This is a genomic window from Amycolatopsis sp. NPDC059235, from assembly GCF_042754125.1.
Lineage (GTDB): Bacteria > Actinomycetota > Actinomycetes > Mycobacteriales > Pseudonocardiaceae > Amycolatopsis > Amycolatopsis albidoflava.
Window position 1 is genome coordinate 1 of the sequence record NZ_JBHZAG010000004.1, and the last position, 22,534, is coordinate 22,534.

Here is a 22,534-nt window from a genome sequence, read left to right on the forward strand (position 1 = left end):
GGCTGGGGGGCTGGTTTGGGGGGTGGGGGGGGGGGGGGGGGCTTCCATGGGTGGGTGCGTCGGCGGCGGTTGGTGGGGTGGCCAAAGTCCGTGAGGGGAACCCTGGGGGACTCTGAGTCCCTTAGGGTTCCCCTCACGTCGTTTTCAGCGGAGTTTTTGGCGGATTACTTTTGCTTCGCCTTCCATTCCTGCGTACAGGGGGTGGTAGGCGGCTGCTGCCAGCAGGTTCAGGTCTTTGCCGTTGATCCACGCTACGCCTTGGGGTTGGCAGGCGTCGTGGCCGAAGGACGGGGTGTAGGTGTCCACATAGGACGTTTGGCCGTCTGCGGCTGCTGCGTTGCTTACGGCGTTGTTCAGAGCCTCTTCTACGCTGGAGAGCCAGGCGTAGTCGCCGTTCGCGAAGGGCAGGACGTCGGGGCAGTAGCCTTCTGCGGGGGCGATTCGGGGGTAGCCGATGGCCAGCACCTTCGCGTGGGGCGAGCGTTCGTGGATTCCGGCCAGGACCTGCTGGATGGCCGCTTGCGTCTTGGGGAGCAGCGCCTTGATGGTGTCTACGCCGTCGACGGTGTAATGCCGCTGGCACGGATTTCCGGTCGGGTCCGAGTCGCGCAGCGTTGGGCAGGTGTCGACCAGCTTGCCGAACAGGCCCGAGTCATTGCCGCCGATGCCGAGGGTGACCAGGTCGGTGTCTGGGCGCAGCGCGGAGAGCTGCGGGGCGTTCTGGCCCAGCGGCACGTTTTGCGGGGCGGTCATGTTCGACGTGTCCGCGCCACCGCAGCTGACGTCGGTGAAGCGGTCTACGTCCAGGGAATCCGCCACCATCGACGGGTAGTTGGACGTCGAGCGGAAGCAGCCCAGCGGATCCAGCCGGGGCAGCGGGATGAGCGGCCCTGACGTGTACGAGTCGCCCAGGGCGACATAGTGGCGGTAGTGCCGGGGCGCGGCGCTCGCGGCCGCCGCCGTCGACAGAAGCATGGTGACCGCCGCGAGTGCGGCCAGCACTATCCGGATGATGCGCATGCGAACCCCGTCCTCCCGAGCGGTACGACTCGCTTTACCTTTCGGCAAGCGGGGCCCGAGCGCTCTCCGCCGATCGGGTGGTCGGGGCGGGGTTTCACCCGGCTGCGGGGTGATCTGTGGGTTTCCGCCAGGTCAGCAGGTGCCGCCAGAACACGAGCGGGCGGACGGTGCTGCCGGGGAGCAGGCGCGCGGCGTCCCGGCGGACGTCGTTCAGCGGAGGGAATTTCATGTGGACCGGAGCCTTGGCGACTGGGTCCGCACCGCCGTTGAGCTGGTCTCCGGCGAAGACGATCAAGCGGGCCAAGATGTTCGCGGGGGCGGCGACGAGTTCGCGTGCGTAGTCGCTTGGCCGGCTCGGTCGAGCGCAGCCGAGCACCGCGAGGACGCCGCCGGGAGCTAGGGCGTCGCGGAGTCTCGTGACGGTTTCGAACGGGACGTGGTGCAGCGACGCGAGGCAGGAGATGAAGGCGTAGGACTCGGGTTCCAGCGGTTCGGTGGTCACGTCGGCGCGGCGGTATTCGATAGTGCCCGGTCCTGGCGAACCGGCGGCGCTCGCGCGCGTGATCATTTCGTCCGACGTGTCGATGCCTTCGACGGTCATCCCGGCGGCGGCCAGCTTGCGGGCGAACCGGCCGTCGCCGCAGCCCACGTCGAGGGCTCGGCCGGGGCCTGGCGGCAGGAGCCGGAGCAGCGTCGGGTGATAGTGGTGGTTGTGGTCGAAGGGCATGCGCCCGACCTTGCCACGGCTCGCCGCGGGCGTGATCACGCCGAAGCCCCGGGGCCGCTGGGCGCGAGGCGGCCCCGGGTACGCTCGAGGGTGTGCCGGGCCGAACCTTTCGCCTGGTCTTCCCGGTCGCGCGACCGCGCCGGGACAGCGACTTCAAGGAGTGCACGAGTGCCGCGCGGTGAGGAGCCCGAGGAGACCCGGCGGCCGGATCTCGCCGATCCGGACAGTTTCGCGGGGGTCGACGAACTGGGCGCGCTCGCGCACAGCGAAGACGAGTACGACGCCGGGAACGAGCTGGAGCCCGACCTCGACGCGCCGGACGCGGCCTACACCGTCGGCGGCGGGTCGCGCGGCGGGATCGGCGGCATCGGCCAGCTCGGCGACAACCTGGCGCTCGGCCCGGTTCCCGATCTGCACGCCGAAGAGGGCACTGAGCTGCACGAACTCGACGACGAAGGCGCGCCGGCCGAGTTCGGCGACGAGAACGGCCCGGAGGCCCGCCGCGACCTGATGGCCGCCGAGGCCGAGCTGAACCAGCGCTGGCCGGAGACGAAGCTCGAACCGTCGCTTGCCCGCATCCAGGCGCTGATGACGCTGCTCGGCGAGCCCAACCAGGGCTACCCGGTGGTGCACATCGCGGGCACGAACGGCAAGGGCTCGGTCGCCCGGATGGTCGATTCGCTGCTGACGCGCATGGGCCTGCGCTCCGGTCGCTACACGAGCCCGCACCTGCAGCTCGTCACCGAGCGGATCGCGCTCGACGGCCGTCCGATCTCCGCCGCCCGCTACGCCGAGCTGTACCAGGACATCGCGCCGTACGTGGCGATGGTGGACGGCGCGAGCGAGGACGGCGTGCCGATGAGCAAGTTCGAGGTGCTCACCGGGATGGCGTTCGCGGCGTTCTCCGACGCTCCGGTCGAGGCCGCGGTGATCGAGGCGGGCATGGGCGGCGCGTGGGACGCGACGAACGTGGCCGACGCGCAGGTCGCGGTCATCACGCCGATCGGGCTGGACCACACCGAGTACCTCGGCCCGACGCCGGTCGACGCGGCCGCGGAGAAGGCCGGGATCATCAAGCCCGGGTCGGTCGCGGTGATCGGCGAGCAGGACCCCGAGGTGCTGAACGTCCTGCTGAAGCGCACGGTCGAGGTCGACGCCGCGGTGGCGCGCGCGGGCAGCGAGTTCGGCGTGCTCGAACGCGAGGTCGCGGTCGGCGGGCAGATGCTGAAGCTGCAGGGCCTCGGCGGCGTGTACGACGAGATCTTCCTGCCGCTGCACGGTGCGCATCAGGCGGCGAACGCGGCGCTCGCGCTGGCCGCGGTCGAGGCGTTTTTCGGGGCGGGCAAAGACAAACAGCTCGTGGTGGAGGCGGTGCGCGAGGCGTTCGCCGAGGTCGAGAACCCCGGCAGGCTCGAACGCGTGCGGGCCGCACCGGCGGTCATGGTCGACGCCGCGCACAACCCGATGGGCGCGCGGGCGCTCGCCACGACGATCACCGACGAGTTCAACTTCCGCCGCCTCGTCGCGGTCGTCGGCGTGCTGGCCGACAAGGACGCGCGCGGCATCCTGGACGCGCTGGAACCGGTGGTGTCCGACGTCGTGGTCACGCGCAGTTCGTCGCCGCGGTCGCTGCCGGTCGAGGACCTGGCCGAGCTGGCCGCGTCGATCTTCGGCGAGGACCGCGTGCTCGCCGAAGGCGACCTGGAGACCGCGATCGAGACCGCGATCGGCCTCGTGGAGCAGAACGACGACCCGGAGGAACCGCTCGCGGGAGGCGGCGTGCTGGTGACCGGATCCGTGGTCACCGCGGGCGACGCGCGGACGCTGTTCGGGAAGGAGCCGGCATGAGCGAGACGACCCCGGCGAAGCCGCCCGCGAAGGACCCGATGAAGGGCTTCCGCGGCGTCATGGCGGGCACGCTGATCATGGAAGCCATCACGGTGGCACTAGCGCTGCCGGTCGTCGCGAAACTCGGCGGCGGCATCACCAGCTTCACCGGCTGGACGGTTATCGCGCTGGCCGTGGTGCTGATCATGCTGTGCGGGATGCTCAAGCACGTCTGGGCGGTGCCGGTCATCCTGCTGCTGCAGTTGGCGATCATCGGGATCGGCGTCACGCAACCGGCGATCGCGATCATCGGGATCATCTTCTTGGCCGCGTTCGTGTGGTTCCTGTGGCTGCGCCGCGACGTCGCGCGCCGGATGGCGGCGGGGACGCTGCCGAGTCAGCAGCAGCCGCAGGCTTGAGCGCTCGCTACTGGCAGCCGTATTGGTGGCGGCTGTCGTTCCGCGCGGACGGCGAACCGGGCTGGACGCCGATGGGACCGGGCGAATTCAGCCAGGTCCCGAACGACGCGTTGAAGAACGGATCGCTCGAAGCGTGGGCCGACGCCCTGCTCGAGGAAGCGCCGCACGAGCTCGACGACCTGCGCGGCGATCTCCTCCTGGAATGCTTTCCGGAACCCGGTGCCGCGCCGGTGTACTCCCGCGAGGTGCGGCTCAGCGGTAGACGCTGACCTCGATCAGGTTCCGGTCCGGGTCGCGGAAATACACACTGCGGATCGGCCCGGTCGCGCCCGTGCGGTCCACCGGTCCCTCCTCGACCGGCACCCCGTGCGCGGCCAGGTCTTCCACTACCTGCTCCAGCGAATCGCTCGTGATCAGGCACAGGTCCGCGCTGCCGGGCGTCGGCCGTTCCGCCTTGGGTTCGAACTCGTGCCCCGCTTCGTGCAGGTTGATCTTGCTGGCTCCGAACGTCAGCGCCTTGCGCCCGGCTCCGAACGTCACCTCGGTCATGCCGAGCACGCGCGTGTAGAAATCCACCGTCGCACCGAGGTCGGCGACGGTGAGGACGAGGTGGTCGAGCCGGTCGATGCGCATGGTTTCACCCTATTCCGATGTAACGGCCGGGCCGCCACGGCGACGGTGCAAGTGTGATCGTGGTGCGCGAGCTGAGCGTGGACAACTGGGCGGAGTGGCGCGACCTCCGGCTGGCGGCGCTGCGCGAGGACCCGGAGGCGTTCAGCTCGAAACTCGCGGACTGGCAAGGCGAAGGCGACGCCGAAGCGCGCTGGCGGGCCCGGTTGCGCGACGTGTCGCTCAACGTCTTGGCCGACCTCGACGGCATTCCGGCGGGAATGGTCAGCGGGCACCTTTCCGAGCGCGGCGACAAAGCGGAACTGATGTCGATGTGGGTCGCTCCGTCCGCGCGCGGCAGGGGAGTCGGGGACGCGCTCGTCCGAGCGGTCGTGCGCTGGAGCGAAGGGCGCGGGGCGGGCGAGTTGGCGTTGCGGGTCGCGGGCGGCAACGAGTACGCGCTGGCGCTGTACCAACGGCACGGGTTTGTGGAGCGTCCGCTGTCCGAACCGGGCGAGTGCGAGCACGAGATGGTTCGGGAAGCGCACCGAGCGTGACGACCGGCTGTGAGCTTCCTCCTGACGAGTGAGCCGTTCACCCGTCGGTCAGCCTGAGTTGGCCGCTTGGCCGTGGTCGCCGGATAGAACGACCGCCATGACCGAAACGACCCCATCGCGGCGCTCCGTGCTCAAAGCCGGAATCGCCGTGCCCGCGCTCGCCGCGGCAGGCGGGCTGCTGCTGCCCGGCTCCGCCTCGGCCGCCCCGCTCGTCCGCCGCGACCGTCCGGTGCTCGCCCACGGCGTCGCGTCCGGGGACGTGACCGCCGGCTCCGGCATCGTGTGGTCGAAGGCCGACCGCCCGGCGCGGCTGATGGTCGAGGTCGCGCGCGACCCGTCGTTCCGGCACGCCCGCCGGGTGCCCGGCCCGTTCGTCACGCCCGCCACCGGCGGCACCGGCAAGGTGCGCGTCGCCGGGCTGGCTCCCGGCACCGAATACCACTACCGCGTCACCGCCGTCGACCTCGACGGCCGCAGCGCGAGCGAACCGGTCGCCGGCCGGTTCGCCACCGCGCCGATCGGCCGCGCGAACACGCGGATCCTGTGGAGCGGCGACGTCGTCGGCCAGAACTACGGGATCAATCCGGCGCTCGGCGGCATGACGATCTTCTCCGCGATGGCCGACCGCCGTCCGGACCTCTTCCTGCACAGCGGCGACACGGTGTACGCCGACGGGCCGCTCACCGAAACCGTCACGCTCCCCGGCGGCGGCGGGACCTGGCACAACATCGTGACGCCGGAGAAGTCGAAGGTCGCCGAGACGCTCGACGAGTACCGCGGACAGCACGCTTACAACCGGCTGGACGCCAACTTCCGCCGGTTCGCCGCGGAGGTTCCCGCCTATGTCCAGTGGGATGATCATGAAGTAGTCAACAACTGGTATCCGGGCGAAATCCTCAACGACCGCCCCGAATACACCGAAAAGCGCGCCGACGTCCTCGCCCGGCGCGCGTTCCAGGCGTTCCACGAATGGCATCCGATCGACAGCCGCCAGGCCGTCGACGGCCGGGTGTACCGGAACTTCCGCTACGGCAGCCGGGTCGAGGTGTTCGTCCTCGACATGCGCACCTACCGCGACGCCAACACCTCCGACCAGACCAAGCCCGGCCACATCCTCGGCGACGCGCAGGCCCGCTGGCTGGCCGACGCGCTCCGGCGCAGCACCGCGACCTGGAAGATCGTCCAGGCGGACATGCCGATCGGCCTGGTCGTGCCGGACGGCAAGGACATCGAGGCGGTCGCCAACGGCCTGCCCGGCGCGCCCGGCGGCCGCGAGACCGAACTGGCCTGGGTGCTGAACCAGATCTCACGCCAGCGCGTGCGCAATGTCGTGTGGCTGACCGCCGACGTGCACTACACCGCCGCGCACCATTATTCGCCCGAGCGCGCCGCGTTCCAGGACTTCGACCCGTTCTGGGAGTTCGTGTCCGGCCCGCTCAACGCCGGCGCGTTCGGTCCGAACAAACTCGACCCGACCTTCGGTCCGGAAGCGGTGTTCGTGCACGCCCCGCAGACGCAGAATTCCTCGCCGGTGCAAGGATTCCAGCACTTCGGGGAGTTGAATGTGGACGGTGCCAGCGGTGCCCTGACAGTCGACCTGCGCGACGCGACCGGGGCCTCGCTGTGGTCGAAGACGCTGCAGCCCCAGCGTCGCTGACCGGCCCGGCCGGGGCGTCGGATAGGCTCCGCTCCGAATAACACGAATCCGCACAAGGAGAAATACCGTCGTGACTGAACGCACGCTGGTCCTCGTCAAGCCCGATGGCGTCGCGCGCGGCCTCGTCGGCGAGGTCGTTTCGCGCATCGAGCGCAAGGGCCTGAAGCTGGCCGCGCTGGAACTGCGCACCGTCGAGCGCTCCGTGGCCGAGGAGCACTACGCGGAGCACAAGGAGCGCCCGTTCTTCGGCGACCTGCTGGAGTTCATCACGTCCGGCCCGCTCGTCGCGCTGGCCGTCGAGGGCCCGCGCGCGATCGCCGCGTTCCGCCAGCTGGCCGGCGGCACCGACCCGGTCGAGAAGGCCACCCCGGGCACCCTGCGCGGCGACTTCGCGCTGGAGACCCAGTACAACCTGGTGCACGGCTCGGACTCGCCGGAATCGGCCGAGCGCGAGCTGAAGCTGTGGTTCCCGGACCTGTGATCCGGAGCTAGACCCCGCGAACGCCGGGCAGGGACTGCGGTTCCCGCCCGGCGTTCGTGCTTTCTAGACCCCGGTGCCGCCGTCGACGCGCAGGACGGCGCCGGTCACGTAAGAAGCCCGGTCGCTCAGCAGCCACGCCGCGGCTTCGGCTATTTCGGCGGGATCAGCCGCGCGGCCAAGGGGATTGGCTGCGACGAGCCGGGCGACGACACCCGGCGAGTCTGCCTCCCGCTGCTGGATCATCTCGGTCATCGTCGTGCCGGGCGCGATCGCGTTCACCCGGATCCCCTCCGGCCCATACGTGACCGCCGCCGATTCGGTCAGGCTGTTCAGCGCGCGTTTCGCGGCGCCGTAAACGGGCAGCGCAGGATTCGCGCCGAAACTGCCGACGCTCGACGTGTTCACGATGGCCCCGCCGCCGCTGGCCCGCATCGCCTTCACCTCGGCGGCCATCGCCAGCCACGGTCCGCGCAGGTTCACCTGGTACAGCCGGTCGAAGTCGGCCAGCGGCACCTCGTCCAGCGGACCCGGCGGGGTGACGGCCGCGGCGTTGTTGAACGCGAGGTCCAACCGTCCGTGCAGCTCCAGCACCCGGTCGATCGCGGCCTGCACGCTTGCCGGGTCAGCGAGATCGCACCGCACGTAATCCGCGACGCCGCCGTCCGCGCGCACTTGTTCGGCGACCGCCTTCAACTGCGTTTCGGTCCGCGCGGCCAAGACGACCTTCGCGCCCTCCGCGGCGAACAACCGGGCCGCCGCCGCGCCGATCCCGCGCCCGGCACCGGTGATGAAAGCGATCTTGCCGCCGAGCAGGCTGTTCGTTCGTGTTTCGGTCATGGCTTCGAGGGTTTCTCCGGCAAACCCGGACAGCCAGGCACCGGATGTACCTGGCTGAGCCCGTCCGGACTCCGCAGACTGGACAGGTGGACCGAACGGAACTGGCGGGCTTCCTGCGAAGCAGGCGTGAGCGCATCGCCCCGGCCGACGTGGGCTTGCCCGCGGGCAGACGGCGCCGCACGCCAGGGCTGCGGCGCGAGGAAGTCGCGCGGCTGGCGTTCATCTCGGTCGAGTACTACACGCGGCTCGAACAGGCTCGCGGCCCGAACCCGTCGAACGAGGTGCTGGCCGGGCTGACCCGCGCGTTGCGGCTCTCGGACGTCGAACGCGACCACCTCCACGAACTCGCCGGTGCGCGGCGACCCGCGCGCGGGCCGTCGCGGGAGGTCCGGCAGACCATCCTCGACCTGCTGGACCGGTTGCCGCAGACGGCCGGGGTCGTGTTCTCGGCGACCTACGAGGTGCTCGCCTGGAATCCGCTCGCCGCCGCGCTGCTGGAGGACTTCTCCGCGCTGTCCCGGGAAGAACGCAGCTTGCCGCGCCGGGTCTTCCTCGATCGCGGACGATCGCGCCTGTACGGCTTGGTCGAAGCCGAGGCGTTCGCCCGCGCGATGGCCAACCGGCTGCGGGTGACCGCGGCGAAGTACCCGGACGACCCCGAGGTGCGCACCCTGGTCGCGGACTTGCTCGCGGGGAGCGAGCGGTTCGCCGCGTTGTGGGCGGCGCACGACGTCGTGGCGGAATCGACGTTCAGCAAGACGTTCGAGCATCCGGCCGTCGGGACCGTGACCGTGGACTGCGACGTGCTCGCCATTGCCGACCGGGACCAGGAGGTCGTGCTGTACACCGCCGCGCCGGGCTCGCCGGGGGAGGAGGCGCTGCGGTTATTGTCGGTGCTCGGAACCCAGCGCATCGGTTAACCTCCACCGGTGACTGTCTTGCCGCTGCCGCCCCGCGAATACCTGCCGCACCTCCGTTCGCTTACCGGGGCCTTCGCCGCCGAAGCCTCGGGCGACCTCGGCAATCCGGTCCCGTACTGCGGCGACTGGACCAAACGCGACCTCGTCACGCACCTCGGCAACGTGCACCGGTGGGCCGCCGGGATCGTCCGCACCGGCGAACTGAGCGACCAGGACTTCGACGTCTCGCCGAGCGGCGACCTCGCACCCTGGTACGCCGAAAGCGCCGCCGAACTGCTCGACGCGCTCGAAGCGGCCGATCCCGCCGACTCGTGCTGGGTTTTCGGCGCCGCGGAGAAGGCGAAGGGGTTCTGGTTCCGCCGCCAGGTGCACGAAACTGCCGTGCATCTGGTCGATCTGTTCGGTGCACGAGGCCGGGCGGCGCAGCTTGATCCGCTCATCGCCGCCGATGGCGTCCTCGAGGTTCTCGGCACGATGCTGCCGCGCGTCGCGCGCTGGAAGCACAAGGTCCCGCTGGCCGCACCGATCGCCTTGCACGCCACCGACACCGGGCATTCGTGGACCGTCGTGCCCGGCGAACCGCCCGAGCTCGGCGAGGGCGAAGCGGTCGCCACGGTCGCGGCGCCCGCGCGGGATTTGCTGTTGCTGCTGTGGAACCGCACCGACGCCCAGCCGGAGATCGCTGGCGACGAAGGCGTCGCGAAGGAGTTTCTCGCCGCTCGCATGACACCCTGAGCGGATAATCCTGCGCCATTCAGGTCCCGTTCACCGCAGGGACTTCCGGCGGTCGCGCCGATGGATTTGGCTGACCTGAGCCATTTTCGCGATCGTGGGGTACCTGGTGAAAAGATCAAGATCCGTGCTGCTCAGCGCCCTCCTGGTGCTGACGCTGGCCACGCCTGCCACTGCCGACCCGCTCTCCGCTCCGCTCGGCCCGCCGCCGGTCGAGAGCGCACCCGCCTTCTCTTCGGCCCGGGAGGCCCCGGCCGTCGCCGCGGCGCCCGGAGCCGACGACGGCCTCGAGACCAGCAGCGCCACCAACGCGGTCGCGCCTGGTCTGAACCTCACCCAGTTCGACCGCTTCGACCCGAAGGGCTGGATCCGCGGCGACGCGCTGAGCGTCGACCTCACCAGCAAGGTCCTGAAGCCGACTTACCTCAGCCCGGGCACCGTTTCCGCGCGCACCCCGCTGTCCCAGCAGGTCGCTCGCGCCGGCGCGGTCGCGGGTGTCAACGGCGATTTCTTCGACATCAACGCGTCCGGCGCGCCGCTCGGTGTCGGCATCGACAAGGGCGAGCTGCACAACGCGCCCGCGTCCGGCCACAACACCACCGCCGCGATCACCGACCAGGGTCGCGCGAAGCTCGCCGACATCTTCCTCGAAGCGTCGGTCACGTTGCCGAACGGGCAAGCTGCCCCGGCCACGAACTTCAACAGCCCGGTGCTCGCGAAGGACGCTCTCGGCGTCTACACGCCGCTCTGGGGCGCTTCGGCGCGCGCGACGTCGGTTGCCGGTGCGCAGCGCGTCGCCGAGGTCGAGATCCGCGACGGTGCCGTGACGCAGGTGCGTCCGAAGCCCGCTGACGGCCCGATTCCGGCTGGCAGCACGCTGCTGCTCGGCCGTGAAGCTGGCGCGGATGCGTTGTCGGCGCTGAAGATCGGCGACCGCGTCGGCGTTTCGTACGCGCCGCGGACCGACGCGGGCAAGATCGCGGTCGCGGTCGGCGGGAACAAGACGCTGCTGAAGGACGGCCAGCTTCAGCAACTCGACGACGTTACCCTCGCGCCGCGTACCGGCGTCGGTTTTTCCGCTGACGGCAAGCGGATGTGGCTCGTCACGGTCGACGGTCGGCAAGCCGACAGCCGCGGCATGACCGAGCTGGAAATGGCTCGGCAGTTGCAGCGGCTCGGAGCCAACGACGCGATCAACCTCGACGGCGGCGGCTCTTCGACGCTTCTCGCGCGCGGCGAAGGAGAGGCCGCTCCGGCGGTGCGGAACTCGCCTTCGGACGGTGGGGAACGCTTGGTGCCCAACGGCATCGGCGTCGCGACCGTGCCCGGCAGCGGCCGGCTGACCGGCTTCGCGCCCGCCCCCGCGCAGGAAAGCGACAACTCGACCCGCGTGCTGTCCGGCCTGAGCCGCGCGCTTGTGCCGAACGGACACGACGAGACCGGTGCCGCGGTGGCTTCTAAGCCGTTCTGGACCACGTCGAACCCGTTCCGCGGCACTGTCACGAAGAACGTCTTCACCGCGCAGCCCGACTTTCTGCATCCGGACGCGCGCGCCGACGTCACTGTCACCGCGCACCAGAACTTCGTGAACGGCCGCACGAAGCTGACCGTGCTGGGCAAGCCGGTCCGCCTCGGCGCGAGCACGAAGCAGGTCGCGCTTTCCGGTGCTGACGCGCGCGGCGAGTTCCAGGTCTACGGCTACGACGCGGACGGTTACGGCACCTGGATCGAACCGTCGGACGTGAAGCTGGAGTACGACCCCGCCGTGGTGAAGATCGAGCCGTCGGGCAAGGGGTTCGCGGTGTCCGCGAAGACCGCGTCCGGGGCCACCGCGATCACCGTGCACGCAGGCGGGAAGACCATGCACCTGGCGGCTTCGGTGGGCACCGAAGCCAAGGTCGCGGCTCCGCTGGCCGGCGCGGAAGGCTGGTCCGCCACCGTGTACCCGGCGGTGGTCGGCGCCGCGTTGTCGTCCGCGGACGGGCGCAACGGCGGCAAGGGCCTGGCGCTCGACTACCGGCTCACTGGCACCACCGCCACCCGCGCCGCGTATGTCAACGCCGCCAACCCGATCCCGGTCCCGGCCGGCACGCAGAAGATCGGCATGTGGATCAACGGCGACGGCAAGGGCGCCTGGATCCGGGCGGAACTCCGCGACGGCGCCAACACCGCGTCCATTGTGGACCTTTCGTTGAGCGTCAACTGGACCGGCTGGCGATACGTGACCGCCGCGGTTCCCGCCGGACTGCCGGACGGGCAACGGTTCACCCGCTTCTACGCCGTGGAAACGGCGGCAGGCAAGCAATACGAGGGCAAGCTGGTCTTCAACGACCTCACCTTCGAGGTCGCGCCGACCACGAACGTGCCGCACGATCCGGCTGTCCCGGACCCGGCGCTCGTCACCAACGGCACGCTCGGCAAGGGCGGCCTGAAGATCGCGGTGGTCAGCGACGCCCAGTTCACCGCCGACGCGCCGGACGGCCCGCTCGTCGCCCAGGCGCGCCGGGCGCTGCGCGAGGCTGTCGCGGCGAAACCGGACCTGGTCCTGATCAACGGCGACTTCGTCGATCGCGGCACCGCACCGGACTTCGTCCTGGCCCGCAAGATCATCACGGAAGAGCTCGACGGCCGCGTCCCCTGGTATTACGTCCCCGGCAACCACGAAGCCGAGGCAGGCGACGGGCTGAAGAACTTCCAGGCCGCGTTCGGGGAAACGCACCGGGTGGTCGATGTGCACGGCGTACGGCTGATCCTGATGGACTCCTCGCGCGGCTCGCTGCGCGCCGGCGGGTTCGACCAGGTCCGCATGATGCGCGAAGCGCTCGACAATGCCGCGCAGGATCGTTCGGTGCGCGGTGTGGTCGTCGCGATGCACCACCCGGTGAAGGACCCGAGCCCGACCGGCAATTCGCAGCTGGGCGACCGGAAAGAGGCCGCGCTGCTGCAGACGTGGCTGACCGGTTTCGAGGAAAAGTCCGGCAAACCGGCGGCTTCGCTGGCTTCGCACGCGGGCGTGTTCGGCCTGTCGCGCACGGACGGCGTGCCGTACCTGGTGAACGGCAACTCGGGCAAGACCCCAGCCGCGGCTCCCGGCGACGGCGGTTTCGTCGGCTGGACCCTGGTTCAGGTCGACCCTTCGGACCGCAGCCAGCCAGTGCGCTTCGAGACGCGCCCGAACGTCGACGCGCTGACGGTGACCGGCCCGGGCACCCTGCCGTGGGGCGGCACCGGGAAGGTGACCGCCGCGGTCACGCAGGAGGGCCGCTCGATTCCGGTGGCGTATCCGGTGAGCGCCGTGTGGGGCGGTCGCGGGGTGCACATCGGCAGCTGGCCGCCTGCCCCGTGGGACGTGGTTTCGCTCGACCCGGCGACCGGGTCGGTGCGGGGACTGCGGCCGGGGACGGCGGAAATCTCGGTGACGGTGAACGGGGTGACCCGTTCGGTTCCGGTGACCGTGCGCTGATTTAGCGCGGGCGGGGCGGTCTGCGGGCCGCCCCGCCCTTCCGCGCCGTGCCGCGCCAAAGGCTGATCGCGAGCGGGACGATCACGACGTCGAGGATCGGGTGGAACACGCTGAACGGGTTGGGATGGACGGCGATCAGCCGGTACAGCCCGAGCAGCCCGCCGATCGCCGGGAAGACCGCGGCCGCGAGGAACGCCGGCCGCGCCTGCCGGAACACCCCGGCCGCGATCGCCGCGTAGAGGACCCCGAAGGCCGCCGACCCGACCGTGTCCGAACCGGTTCCGTAGACGGCCAGCTGACTCACGTGGGTCACCGCCGACAAGGCGAGGATCGAGCCGAGCAACCGGGAACGGGCCTGCGAAGACGTGGGGGAGAGCAGCACGGCCAGGCCTCCAAAAAGTCAGGTAACCTGACCAAAAAAGTAAGGTAGCCTGACGGGTGTGTCAAGAAGCACGCCGCAGGAGCCACCCGCCCTCGTCGCGCTGACCGGCTCGTCGCGGCTCGGCGCGCTGGCCCGGCGGCTCGCCCAGGCGGTGACCGCCGGCGTTCTCGCCGAGGTGCAGCAGCGGGACGCCCGGATCCGCGCGGTCCACCTGCGGGTATTCGCGTCGCTGGAGAACGGCCCGGCGCGAGCGGTCGCCGTCGCCCGGCTTCTCGGGACGACCAAGCAGACGACCGGGCCGGTGATCGACGAACTGGTCGCGTGGGGCTATCTCGCTCGGCGCGACGATCCCGCCGACGCCCGCGCGAAACTCGTCGATTTCACCGGGGCGGGCCGGGAGCTGGCGGAAGCGGCGGCGGAAGCTGTTCGCGTGCTGGAGTCCCGGGTGGCCGACGAGGTCGGGCGCGAGGAGGTGGACCGGTGCCGGGAAACGTTGTGGCGGGCCGTCGGTGCGCTTGAGCCGCCCGGCGGCTGAGGAAACGGGTCGAGAATTGTCGGTCCCTCCCTCTAGCGTCGTTTCTCGTGGGAGAGTCGGCATCGGAACCAGCGCTCGTGCAAGCGAAGGCGCTGGTCAAACGGTTCGGGGAATTCGAGGCAGTCCGCGGCATCGACGTCGAGGTGCGGCCGGGGGAGGCGTTCGGCTTCCTCGGGCCCAACGGCGCCGGGAAGTCGTCGACGATGCGGATGATCGCGTGCGTGTCCCCGCGCACCGACGGCGATCTGCGCGTCCTCGGCATGGACCCGGACGTCGACGGGCCGCGGATCCGCGCGCGCCTGGGCGTGGTGCCGCAGGAGGACAACCTCGACGTGGAGCTGACCGTCCGGCAGAACCTTCACGTCTACGGCCGCTACTTCGGTCTTTCCCGCGCGCACGTGCGGCAGAAAGCCGTCGAGCTGATGGAGTTCGCGCAGCTGTCCGATCGCGCCGAGAAACCGGTCGATTCCCTGTCCGGCGGCATGAAGCGGCGGCTCACCATCGCCCGGTCGCTGGTCAACGACCCGGAGCTGCTCCTGCTCGACGAACCGACCACCGGCCTCGACCCGCAAGCGCGGCATCTGTTGTGGGACCGGCTTTTCCGGCTCAAAGCGCGCGGCACCACGCTGATCGTCACCACTCATTACATGGACGAGGCAGAGCAGCTGTGCGATCGCTTGGTCGTCATGGACGGCGGACGGATCGCCGCGGAAGGCTCTCCCGCTGACCTGATCGCCCGGCATTCCACCCGCGAAGTGGTCGAGCTGCGGTTCGCGCCGGGGGAGCAGCAGGACGCGGCGGACCGGCTGGACGGGCTGGCCGAACGCGTCGAAGTCCTCCCGGATCGGGTGCTGCTCTACACGATGACCGGCGAGGCCACCCTGGAGCGCGCCCACGAGCGCGGCCTGCGCCCGCTGTCGAGCCTGGTGCGGCGCAGTTCCCTCGAAGACGTGTTCCTCCGCCTCACCGGCCGGACGTTGGTGGACTGATGACCGCTCCCGCCACCGGCCGCGTCGTCGGCCGGTTCCACGGCGCCTGGCTGCGCGTCGAGGGCTACTGGACCTGGTACCGCAGGCATTGGCTCAGCACGCTCTACTCCACCGGCCTGCAACCGGTACTGTTCCTCGCCGCGATGGGGCTCGGCTTCGGCTCGCAGGTCAAAGCCGGTCCGGCGACCGGCGGCGTGTCGTACCTCGCGTACGTCGCCCCGGCGCTGCTCGTGGCCGGCGCGGCGCAGCAGGGCGTCAGCGAGTCGAGCTACCCGGTGCTCAGCGGATTCAAATGGCAGAAGGACTATCTGGCGGTCACCGCGACACCGGTGTCGCCGGGCCAGGTCCTCGGCGGCCACCAGATCTGGACGATTCTGCGGCTCGCCCTCTCCGGCGCGGTCTACGCGCTCATCGCGTGGCTGTTCGGCGCGTGGGACAACGCGGGAGCGCTGCTGGTGATCCTCGTCGGGGTCCTCACCGGGCTCGCCTGCGGATCGCTGATCACCGCGCTGGCGGCGTGGACCTTCGACGAGGGACAGCGGTTCGGGCTGATCTTCCGGTTCGTCGTCATCCCGATGACCTTGTTCTCCGGCACGTTCTTCCCGATCGCCCAGCTGCCGCTGTACCTGCGCTGGCTCGCCTGGATTTCCCCGCTGTGGCACGGAACCGAGCTGTCCCGCGCCGTCACGCTCGGCGGGCGCGATCCGCTCCCGATGCTCGGGCACCTCGCGTATCTGGCCGTGCTGGTCGCGATCGGCTGGGCGATCGCGCACCGCGGCTTCTACCGACGGCTGGTGGCGTGATGACCGACCTGCGAAGCGCCCCGATTCTCCCGCAGCGGCGCGGAATTCTGCTCCGCGTCCTGCCCGCCGGCATGTACAGCGGCCGCGCGACCGCGCTGATCGAACGCGCGCTCACCGTCTACGGACGGTCGTGGACGATCCTCGTGTCCGGCGCGCTCGAGCCGTTGTTCTACCTGCTCGCGTTCCAGGTCGGCTTCGGCAAACTGGTCACCACCGTGCCGGGGCCGGACGGGCAGCCGATGAGCTACGTCGCGTTCGTGGCGCCCGCGCTGCTGGCGTCGTCGGCGATGAACGGCGCGGTGTTCGAGTGCACGTACAACCTGTTCTTCAAACTGCGCTACGCCAAGACATACGACGCGATGCTGGCCACCCCGGTCGGCCCGCTCGACGTGGCGCTCGGCGAGATCGCCTGGGCGATGATGCGCGGCGGCCTCTATTCGGTCGCGTTCCTGGCGGTCACCGGCGTCATGGGGCTGCTCACGTCGTGGTGGGCGCTGCTGCTCCTGCCCGCCGCGCTGCTCGTCTCGTTCGCGTTCGCGGCCATCAGCATCACGCTGGTCAGCTTCCTGAAGTCGACGTCCCAGTTCGACTACATCCAGCTCGTCCTGATGCCGATGTTCCTCTTCTCCACCACGTTCTTCCCGATCACGGTCTACCCGGAGGCGCTGCAGTGGCTGGTCCGCTGCTTCCCGCTGTACCACGGGATCGAGCTGATGCGCGGGCTGTCCACCGGCATCTTCTCCTGGAGCATGCTGGGCAACCTGGCGTACCTGCTGGTGCTCGCCGGGATCGGGATCTGGGGCGCGACAAGGAGGATCGCGAAACTGCTGCTGACTTAAGGCGAGGCGGTCAGCGGGCCGGGCTCGGGCCTCCGGTCTGCGCGGGTGCCACCGCGGAGCGGGCGTCGACGAGGCCGTGGCCGTAGAAGCCGTTGTATCCGTCGTAACCGGAGCAGTAGGCGTCCTGGACGCCGTCGCCGGTCAGGTCGTAATTGTCCGGGCACGGCATCGGCGTCGCGCGGGAGTCGAGCGCGCGGCGCAGCTCGGCGGCCGACCACGCGGGATGCACCGACTTGAGCAACGCCAGCACCCCGGCGACGTGCGGCGCGGCCATCGACGTCCCGCACATCGGCGCGTACCCGCCCGGAACGGTCGAAACCACGCACCGGTCGTCGTCGCCGCCCGGGGCAGTGACATCGACCACACCGAGCCCGTACGAGCTGTAGCCCGATTTCACCCGGTCCTGGCTGATCGCCGACGCCGTCACCACGTCCCGCAGCCCGGCTGGCAGTGCCTCGCACTTCCCGGCGGCGGACGGCGAACCCGAATGGGCCGACGGGGTGAGATCGACGGCCTCGTTGGTCGCGGCGGCGACGTTCAAGGTGCCCTGCGAGGTCGCGTACTCCACCGCCCGCGCCAGCACCTCGTGCACCACGCCGCGGTCGTTGCCGCGCACGCAGGACAGCGACCACGGGTTCACGAACCAGCTGCTGTTGGCGATCGGCAGATGCCGCGCCGCCGACCACATGATCCCGCAGACCGCCGCCTCGGGATCGGCGTAGCCGCGGTCGTCGATGACCTTCACCGAGGCGATCCGCACGCCCGGCGCGACGCCGGTGATGCCCTTGCCGTCGTCGGCCGCGGCGATGATGCCCGCGACGTGCGTGCCGTGCGCCGAGGTCGTCGGCTGCCACGCGGCCGGGCTCGGGTCCGGGACGCCGGTGAGGCAGCCCGCCGAATCCTCCGGGTCGATCGCGGCGGCGAGGTCGGGGTGCTTCGGGTCGACGCCGGAGTCCAGGACGCCGACGACCACCGAACGGCTGCCGCCGGTCACCTGGTGCGCGGCCGGGGCGCCGATCAGGTTCATGTCCCATTGCTGCGCGGACAGGTCCGCCGCGGGGACTCGCGCCGGGTCGCTGAGCGGGAGCTCGGCACGGGCGGGCTGGGCGGCGGCACCGGGCTGTTCGGCGGCCGTCCGGGTGGCTTGCGCGCTGAACGTCCGCTCCGGGCCGAGCCGATCCGCGAACGCCCGGTCGGATGACGTGACGACCGCCACGGAAATCTGCGGGTAGTAGACGGCGACCTGCCCGCAGCCCGCGCTCGCCTGCTGGCGGGCGGAAGATTCCGGGGTTCCGCGGTCGAACGCGACGACGTAGCGCACCGCCCGGCCGCCGGAAGCGCATCCGGGACCCGCGACGGCCGGCGGAGAGACCGCGGCGCATCCGGCGAGGACCAGGAGGGAGCACACGGCCGCCCGCAGCGGCCGCGCCAGCACAGACACCGGACCTCCCACCGCGCGCGGGGCTATGCCGGGCGCCCGCGCGAGCGCCCGAGCCCGCACGCTAACCACCCCTGGCCCGGCGCGACAAGCGAAGCGCGGAAGTTCGCCCGAGTGCATGATCGCGGCACGCCCGGGCGCCTGCCGGGGGACACCGACTACACCGGGTGTCCCCCCGGGTGTGGGATACTCGCGTTGGCCGCTGCGCCGACGGGCATCCCGCCCGCGTCGTGAGCGGCCCGGAGGAGTGCCGGACCGGCACCACGCGCGTCGCCCCCGGGAGGCCGGGCCAAGGTCGATGTCGTGGCGGGTGGCCCGGGGGTCGCGAGCAGGCCGGCACCCCGCCGAGCAGACCAGGAACCGAGCGGCCGCCGACCCGGCGGACCGCACGGCTGCCAGCAGGATTCCCGCCGCTGGTCACCACCACGGCGGGCACGGAACAGAAAGGGCCCCTGCGCGGCCGCGTCACCACCGGTGCGAACCGGCTGACGCGCCCGGGGGCGGAGGAGACATATGTCGAACGCGGACACACCCGCCGATCAGACCGGCGGGAATACCGTCGCACCCACGACCAGCAGGCTGGGCGAGCTGCCGCCGCGCATCCGCGTGCACGCGCTGGCCAAGCTGCTCGGCCTGAGCAGCCGCGACCTGCTCGGCAAGCTCGCCGAGCTGGGGGAAAGCCCCCGCAGCGCCCAGTCGAGCGTGACCAAGGAGGTCGCGCACCGCGTGGCGGTGATCCTCGACGCGGAGACCGCCGCCGAGTCCGGCGACGCCACCGCCGAGGCCGCCCAGGAAGCCACCGCCGCGGCCGTCGCCGGGAGCGACGCCGAGCAGGCCCCGAGCGCCGCCGGAACCGAAGCCGTCGAGCAGGCCAACGGCCAGGCGACGGCCGGAGCACAGGACGGCGAGGCCGCCCCCGAAGCCGCCGCCGCGCAGGACGTCGCCTCCGCCGGAACCGCCGCTGCGGAGTCCGCCCCGGCACAGGGCTCTTCCCCGGAGACCGGCGCGGCGCAGCGCGCTGCCGCGTCGGAAACCGCCGCGGACCAGGGGACCGCCGCCCCGGCGAGCTGGTCGGCCCGCCCGTTCTCCGCCGAGACTGCCGCCGCGGAAACCGAGCAGGAGTCCGCTCAAGAGAGCGAGAAGCCTGCCCGCAGCCGCACCCGTCGCGCCCGCCGGGCCGTCGCGCCCGCGATCCCGGCCGGCCAGGAGGAAACCGAGCAGGCCACCCCGGCCCGCGGCCCCGTGCACGTGCCGGTGTTCGCCGCGCCGTCGCCGGTCTTCCTGCCGCCCGAGCCCGCGCAGCAGACGCGCAGCAAGCCCGAGCCGGTGTTCGGCGTCGGCGAGGCTCCCGCGCAGGCCGAGCGTCCGGAGCGTCCCGGACGGGCCGAGCGCGCCGCCGACACCGCCGAGGAAGAAACCTCCGACGAGGCCCGCGACGAGCGTTCCGACGAGGACGGCGACGACGCGAACGGCCGTCGCCGGCGCCGTCGCGGCCGCCGCGGCCGCGGCCGGGGCAAGGGCGGCGACGAGGCTCAGTCCGAGAACGAGGACGAAACCTCCGACGACCAGCCGGCCAAGGACGCGAAAGACGCCAAGGACGGCAAAGACTCCAAAGACTCCAAGGACAAGACCGAGAAGCCGGACGAGGCGGGCGAAGCCGAGGCGGAGTCCGACGACGACGCCGAGTCCGACGGCGGCAGCAAGCGCCGCCGCCGTCGCCGCCGCCGCAAGGGCGGGGACGACGACGGGGCCGAGGCCACCGGCGGAGACGACCCGCCGAACACCGTCACGCACGTCCGCCAGGCCAAGGCCGCCGAGACCGAGCGCCCGGCGCGCGACGAGGTGCGCAGTGTCCGCGGCTCCACGCGGCTCGAGGCCAAGCGCCAGCGCCGCCGCGACGGCCGCGAGGCGGGCCGCCGCCGCGCCCCGATCCTGTCCGAGGCCGAGTTCCTGGCCCGCCGCGAATCGGTCGAGCGCACCATGGTCGTCGCCGAGAAGGGCGAGTCAACGCAGATCGGCGTGCTCGAGGACGGCGTGCTGGTCGAGCACTTCGTGACCTCGTCGGGCACCGGCTCGATCGTCGGCAACGTCTACCTCGGACGCGTCCAGAACGTGCTGCCCAGCATGGAGGCCGCGTTCATCGACATCGGCCGCGGCCGCAACGCGGTGCTCTACGCGGGCGAGGTCGACTGGGACGCCGCCGGCCTGGAAGGCAAGGCGCGCAAGATCGAGCAGGCGCTGTCCACCGGCGACAGCGTGCTGGTGCAGGTCACCAAGGACCCGGTCGGGCACAAGGGCGCCCGGCTGACCACGCAGATCTCGCTGCCCGGCCGTTTCCTCGTCTACGTCCCCGCGGGCGGGGCCACCGGCATCTCCCGCAAGCTGCCGGAGAACGAGCGGCGCAGGCTCAAGGACATCCTCAAGCGGATCGTCCCGGAGGACGCGGGCGTCATCATCCGCACCGCCTCGGAGGGCATCAGCGAGGAGGAGCTCGACCGGGACGTCCAGCGGCTCAAGGCGCAGTGGGACGTCATCAAGGAGAAGGCCTCGGCCGGGTCCGCCAAGAAGGGCGGCGCCCCGACCATGCTGTACGAGGAGCCGGACCTGCTGGTGAAGGTCGTGCGCGACCTGTTCACCGAGGACTTCGCGAAGCTGGAGATCCAGGGTTCGACGGCGTGGGACACCATCCACGGCTACGTGCAGCACGTCGCGCCCGACCTGGCCGACCGGCTCAAGCGCTACACCGGCACCGGCGACGCGTTCGCCGACCACCGGATCGACGAGCAGATCACCAAGGCGCTCGACCGCAAGGTCTGGCTGCCTTCGGGCGGCTACCTGGTCATCGACCGCACCGAGGCGATGACCGTCATCGACGTCAACACCGGCAAGTTCACCGGCTCGGGCGGCAACCTCGAGGAGACGGTGACCCGCAACAACCTGGAGTCGGCGGAGGAGATCGTCCGCCAGCTCCGGCTGCGGGACATCGGCGGCATCATCGTCATCGACTTCATCGACATGGTGCTCGAGTCCAACCGCGAGCTGGTGCTGCGGCGGCTCACCGAATGCCTCGGCCGCGACCGCACGCGCCACCAGGTGGCCGAGGTCACGTCGCTGGGCCTCGTGCAGATGACGCGCAAGAAGATCGGCACCGGGCTGCTCGAGGCGTTCTCCACGCCGTGCGAGCACTGCAAGGGCCGCGGCGTCGTCGTGTCCACCGAACCGCAGCGCACCGGCGGCGGAGGCAACGGCGGCAACGGGCACAACGGCAACAACGGCCACAGCCACGGCGGCGGCGACACCAAGAGCTCCCGGCGCTCCCGGGGCCGCGGCAAGGGCGAAGAGCAGCAGCACCACGAGCCGAAGGCCGAGCAGGCCGCCCCGGCTCCGACCCCGGTGCAGCGCGAGTCCGTGGTGTCGGCGGTGCAGGCGATGGCCAACGCGTCGAAGGCGAAGCACGAGCACCACGGTCCGGAAGGCTCGGCGGACACCGCCGAGGCGAAGGCGCAGGACCCGGTCAAGCCGTCCGAGCAGGACACCGCGGCCGAGAAGCCGGAGAAGGCCGAGGCCAAGACGGAGGCCCCGGCCGCCGTCCAGGAGCCGAAGCAGCCGGAGCCCGCGGCGGGCCAGGCCGCGCCGGAGCCGGAAACCAAGCAGCCCGCGGCCGCCGAGGCGGACGCGGGAGAAGAACCCGAGGTCGACGTCCCGGCCCCGGCCGTGCGGAGCACCCGGCGGCGTCCGCGCCGCGCCGCTTCGCGTCCGGCAGGGCCGCCGGTGAAGGCTTCGGACCAGAGTTGATCCACCACGGGTACCCCGGGTGCAGCAGCGCCCGGGGCCTCCCGTAACCTGTAGTACGGCTCATCGCAAGCATGAGTTGCTGCGCGAGCACCTGGACCGTCTTCGGGCGGGCCGGCCGCGCCAGCCCCCTAACCCATTGTCGAGTAATGCAGGAGACATCCGTGTCGGCGTACGCGATCGTCAAGACCGGCGGCAAGCAGTACAAGGTTGCCGTTGGCGACGTCGTCGAGGTCGAGAAGCTCGAGGGCGAGCCGGGCACCGAGCACACCTTCCCCGCCGTGCTGTTCGTGGACGGTGGCGAGGTCACCACGGACGCCGACGCGTTGGCGAAGGTCTCGGTCACCGGCAAGGTCGTCGAGCAGACCAAGGGTCCGAAGATCCGGATCCACAAGTTCAAGAACAAGACCGGCTACCACAAGCGCCAGGGTCACCGGCAGAAGCTGACCCGCGTCGAGGTCACCGGCATCTCCAAGTAGTTCTTCGAACTTTCGAGACTGAAACTTT

Annotated in this window: 21 protein-coding genes; 15 read left to right on the forward strand and 6 right to left on the reverse strand. The window is 71.0% G+C overall.

Features of this window, described 5'->3' with window-relative positions; genetic code table 11:
• Positions 1 to 144 precede the first annotated feature (144 nt).
• Complete coding sequence (locus ACFXI3_RS03640) at positions 145 to 1,020, reverse strand: SGNH/GDSL hydrolase family protein (RefSeq protein ID WP_344283700.1); 876 nt, start codon at positions 1,018 to 1,020, stop codon at positions 145 to 147.
• Between the two features lie 94 nt (positions 1,021 to 1,114).
• Positions 1,115 to 1,747 carry a class I SAM-dependent methyltransferase gene (locus tag ACFXI3_RS03645; RefSeq protein ID WP_378397829.1) on the reverse strand — a complete coding sequence of 211 codons (633 nt, stop codon included), beginning with the start codon at positions 1,745 to 1,747 and terminating at the stop codon, positions 1,115 to 1,117.
• Positions 1,748 to 1,915: 168 nt separating this feature from the next.
• Here ACFXI3_RS03645 and ACFXI3_RS03650 point away from each other — a divergent pair, with 168 nt between their 5' ends.
• From ACFXI3_RS03650 to ACFXI3_RS03660, 3 genes are read left to right on the forward strand one after another with little or no spacing between them, the layout of a single operon-like run.
• Positions 1,916 to 3,595, forward strand: coding sequence for a bifunctional folylpolyglutamate synthase/dihydrofolate synthase (locus ACFXI3_RS03650; protein WP_378397831.1), 1,680 nt, complete (start codon positions 1,916 to 1,918; stop codon positions 3,593 to 3,595).
• Positions 3,592 to 3,993 (forward strand): DUF4233 domain-containing protein, encoded by a 402-nt coding sequence (locus ACFXI3_RS03655; protein WP_378397832.1) that lies wholly within the window; start codon positions 3,592 to 3,594, stop codon positions 3,991 to 3,993. The genes ACFXI3_RS03650 and ACFXI3_RS03655 overlap by 4 nt, the downstream gene beginning before the upstream one ends.
• Positions 3,990 to 4,262: a hypothetical protein gene (locus tag ACFXI3_RS03660; RefSeq protein WP_378397833.1), complete on the forward strand. Its 273-nt coding sequence runs from the start codon at positions 3,990 to 3,992 to the stop codon at positions 4,260 to 4,262. Before ACFXI3_RS03655 ends, ACFXI3_RS03660 begins: the two co-directional genes overlap by 4 nt.
• Here ACFXI3_RS03660 and ACFXI3_RS03665 read toward each other — a convergent pair.
• Positions 4,246 to 4,626 (reverse strand): VOC family protein, encoded by a 381-nt coding sequence (locus ACFXI3_RS03665; RefSeq protein WP_378397834.1) that lies wholly within the window; start codon positions 4,624 to 4,626, stop codon positions 4,246 to 4,248. The two genes, ACFXI3_RS03660 and ACFXI3_RS03665, sit on opposite strands and share 17 nt — an antisense overlap.
• Positions 4,627 to 4,679: 53 nt before the next feature.
• Between ACFXI3_RS03665 and ACFXI3_RS03670 the strand changes: the two genes are divergently transcribed.
• The 3 genes from ACFXI3_RS03670 (at position 4,680) to ndk (ending at position 7,297) form a co-directional block, all read left to right on the forward strand.
• On the forward strand, positions 4,680 to 5,159 hold the full coding sequence (locus ACFXI3_RS03670) for a GNAT family N-acetyltransferase (protein WP_378397835.1): 480 nt from the start codon (positions 4,680 to 4,682) through the stop codon (positions 5,157 to 5,159).
• Positions 5,160 to 5,256: 97 nt separating this feature from the next.
• On the forward strand, positions 5,257 to 6,816 hold the full coding sequence (locus ACFXI3_RS03675) for an alkaline phosphatase D family protein (protein ID WP_378397836.1): 1,560 nt from the start codon (positions 5,257 to 5,259) through the stop codon (positions 6,814 to 6,816).
• Positions 6,817 to 6,886: 70 nt separating this feature from the next.
• A complete protein-coding gene (gene ndk / locus ACFXI3_RS03680; RefSeq protein WP_020660996.1) occupies positions 6,887 to 7,297 on the forward strand; it encodes a nucleoside-diphosphate kinase in 411 nt (136 codons plus the stop codon).
• 63 nt (positions 7,298 to 7,360) lie between these two features.
• Here ndk and ACFXI3_RS03685 read toward each other — a convergent pair whose 3' ends face one another.
• Positions 7,361 to 8,134 carry an SDR family NAD(P)-dependent oxidoreductase gene (locus ACFXI3_RS03685; RefSeq protein WP_378397837.1) on the reverse strand — a complete coding sequence of 258 codons (774 nt, stop codon included), beginning with the start codon at positions 8,132 to 8,134 and terminating at the stop codon, positions 7,361 to 7,363.
• Positions 8,135 to 8,220: 86 nt separating this feature from the next.
• Between ACFXI3_RS03685 and ACFXI3_RS03690 the strand changes: the two genes are divergently transcribed.
• From ACFXI3_RS03690 to ACFXI3_RS03700, 3 genes are all read left to right on the forward strand, one after another.
• Positions 8,221 to 9,054 (forward strand): helix-turn-helix transcriptional regulator, encoded by an 834-nt coding sequence (locus ACFXI3_RS03690; RefSeq protein WP_378397838.1) that lies wholly within the window; start codon positions 8,221 to 8,223, stop codon positions 9,052 to 9,054.
• A gap of 9 nt (positions 9,055 to 9,063) precedes the next feature.
• Entirely contained in the window at positions 9,064 to 9,789 is a 726-nt protein-coding gene (locus ACFXI3_RS03695) for a maleylpyruvate isomerase family mycothiol-dependent enzyme (protein WP_378397839.1), read from the forward strand.
• A gap of 124 nt (positions 9,790 to 9,913) precedes the next feature.
• Positions 9,914 to 13,249 carry a phosphodiester glycosidase family protein gene (locus ACFXI3_RS03700; RefSeq protein WP_378397841.1) on the forward strand — a complete coding sequence of 1,112 codons (3,336 nt, stop codon included), beginning with the start codon at positions 9,914 to 9,916 and terminating at the stop codon, positions 13,247 to 13,249.
• Position 13,250: 1 nt separating this feature from the next.
• On the opposite strand, the gene ACFXI3_RS03705 is transcribed toward ACFXI3_RS03700, so the two are convergent.
• Positions 13,251 to 13,631, reverse strand: coding sequence for a hypothetical protein (locus ACFXI3_RS03705; protein ID WP_378397843.1), 381 nt, complete (start codon positions 13,629 to 13,631; stop codon positions 13,251 to 13,253).
• A 58-nt stretch (positions 13,632 to 13,689) separates the two neighbouring features.
• Between ACFXI3_RS03705 and ACFXI3_RS03710 the strand changes: the two genes are divergently transcribed.
• From ACFXI3_RS03710 to ACFXI3_RS03725, 4 genes are read left to right on the forward strand one after another with little or no spacing between them, the layout of a single operon-like run.
• Positions 13,690 to 14,166, forward strand: a complete 477-nt coding sequence (locus ACFXI3_RS03710) for a MarR family winged helix-turn-helix transcriptional regulator (protein WP_378397844.1) — start codon at positions 13,690 to 13,692, stop codon at positions 14,164 to 14,166.
• Positions 14,167 to 14,213: 47 nt separating this feature from the next.
• Entirely contained in the window at positions 14,214 to 15,155 is a 942-nt protein-coding gene (locus ACFXI3_RS03715; RefSeq protein WP_344283740.1) for an ABC transporter ATP-binding protein, read from the forward strand.
• Entirely contained in the window at positions 15,155 to 15,958 is an 804-nt protein-coding gene (locus ACFXI3_RS03720) for an ABC transporter permease (RefSeq protein WP_378397846.1), read from the forward strand. Before ACFXI3_RS03715 ends, ACFXI3_RS03720 begins: the two co-directional genes overlap by 1 nt.
• On the forward strand, positions 15,958 to 16,797 hold the full coding sequence (locus tag ACFXI3_RS03725; protein ID WP_378397847.1) for an ABC transporter permease: 840 nt from the start codon (positions 15,958 to 15,960) through the stop codon (positions 16,795 to 16,797). The genes ACFXI3_RS03720 and ACFXI3_RS03725 overlap by 1 nt, the downstream gene beginning before the upstream one ends.
• A 10-nt stretch (positions 16,798 to 16,807) precedes the next feature.
• On the opposite strand, the gene ACFXI3_RS03730 is transcribed toward ACFXI3_RS03725, so the two are convergent.
• Complete coding sequence (locus ACFXI3_RS03730) at positions 16,808 to 18,238, reverse strand: S8 family serine peptidase (RefSeq protein ID WP_378397848.1); 1,431 nt, start codon at positions 18,236 to 18,238, stop codon at positions 16,808 to 16,810.
• A 510-nt stretch (positions 18,239 to 18,748) separates the two neighbouring features.
• Between ACFXI3_RS03730 and ACFXI3_RS03735 the strand changes: the two genes are divergently transcribed.
• Together ACFXI3_RS03735 and rplU are read left to right on the forward strand one after the other, a co-directional pair.
• Positions 18,749 to 22,030: a translation initiation factor IF-2 N-terminal domain-containing protein gene (locus ACFXI3_RS03735; protein WP_378397849.1), complete on the forward strand. Its 3,282-nt coding sequence runs from the start codon at positions 18,749 to 18,751 to the stop codon at positions 22,028 to 22,030.
• Positions 22,031 to 22,191: 161 nt separating this feature from the next.
• Entirely contained in the window at positions 22,192 to 22,506 is a 315-nt protein-coding gene (rplU, locus tag ACFXI3_RS03740) for a 50S ribosomal protein L21 (protein ID WP_009081084.1), read from the forward strand.
• The last annotated feature ends 28 nt before the right edge of the window (positions 22,507 to 22,534 follow it).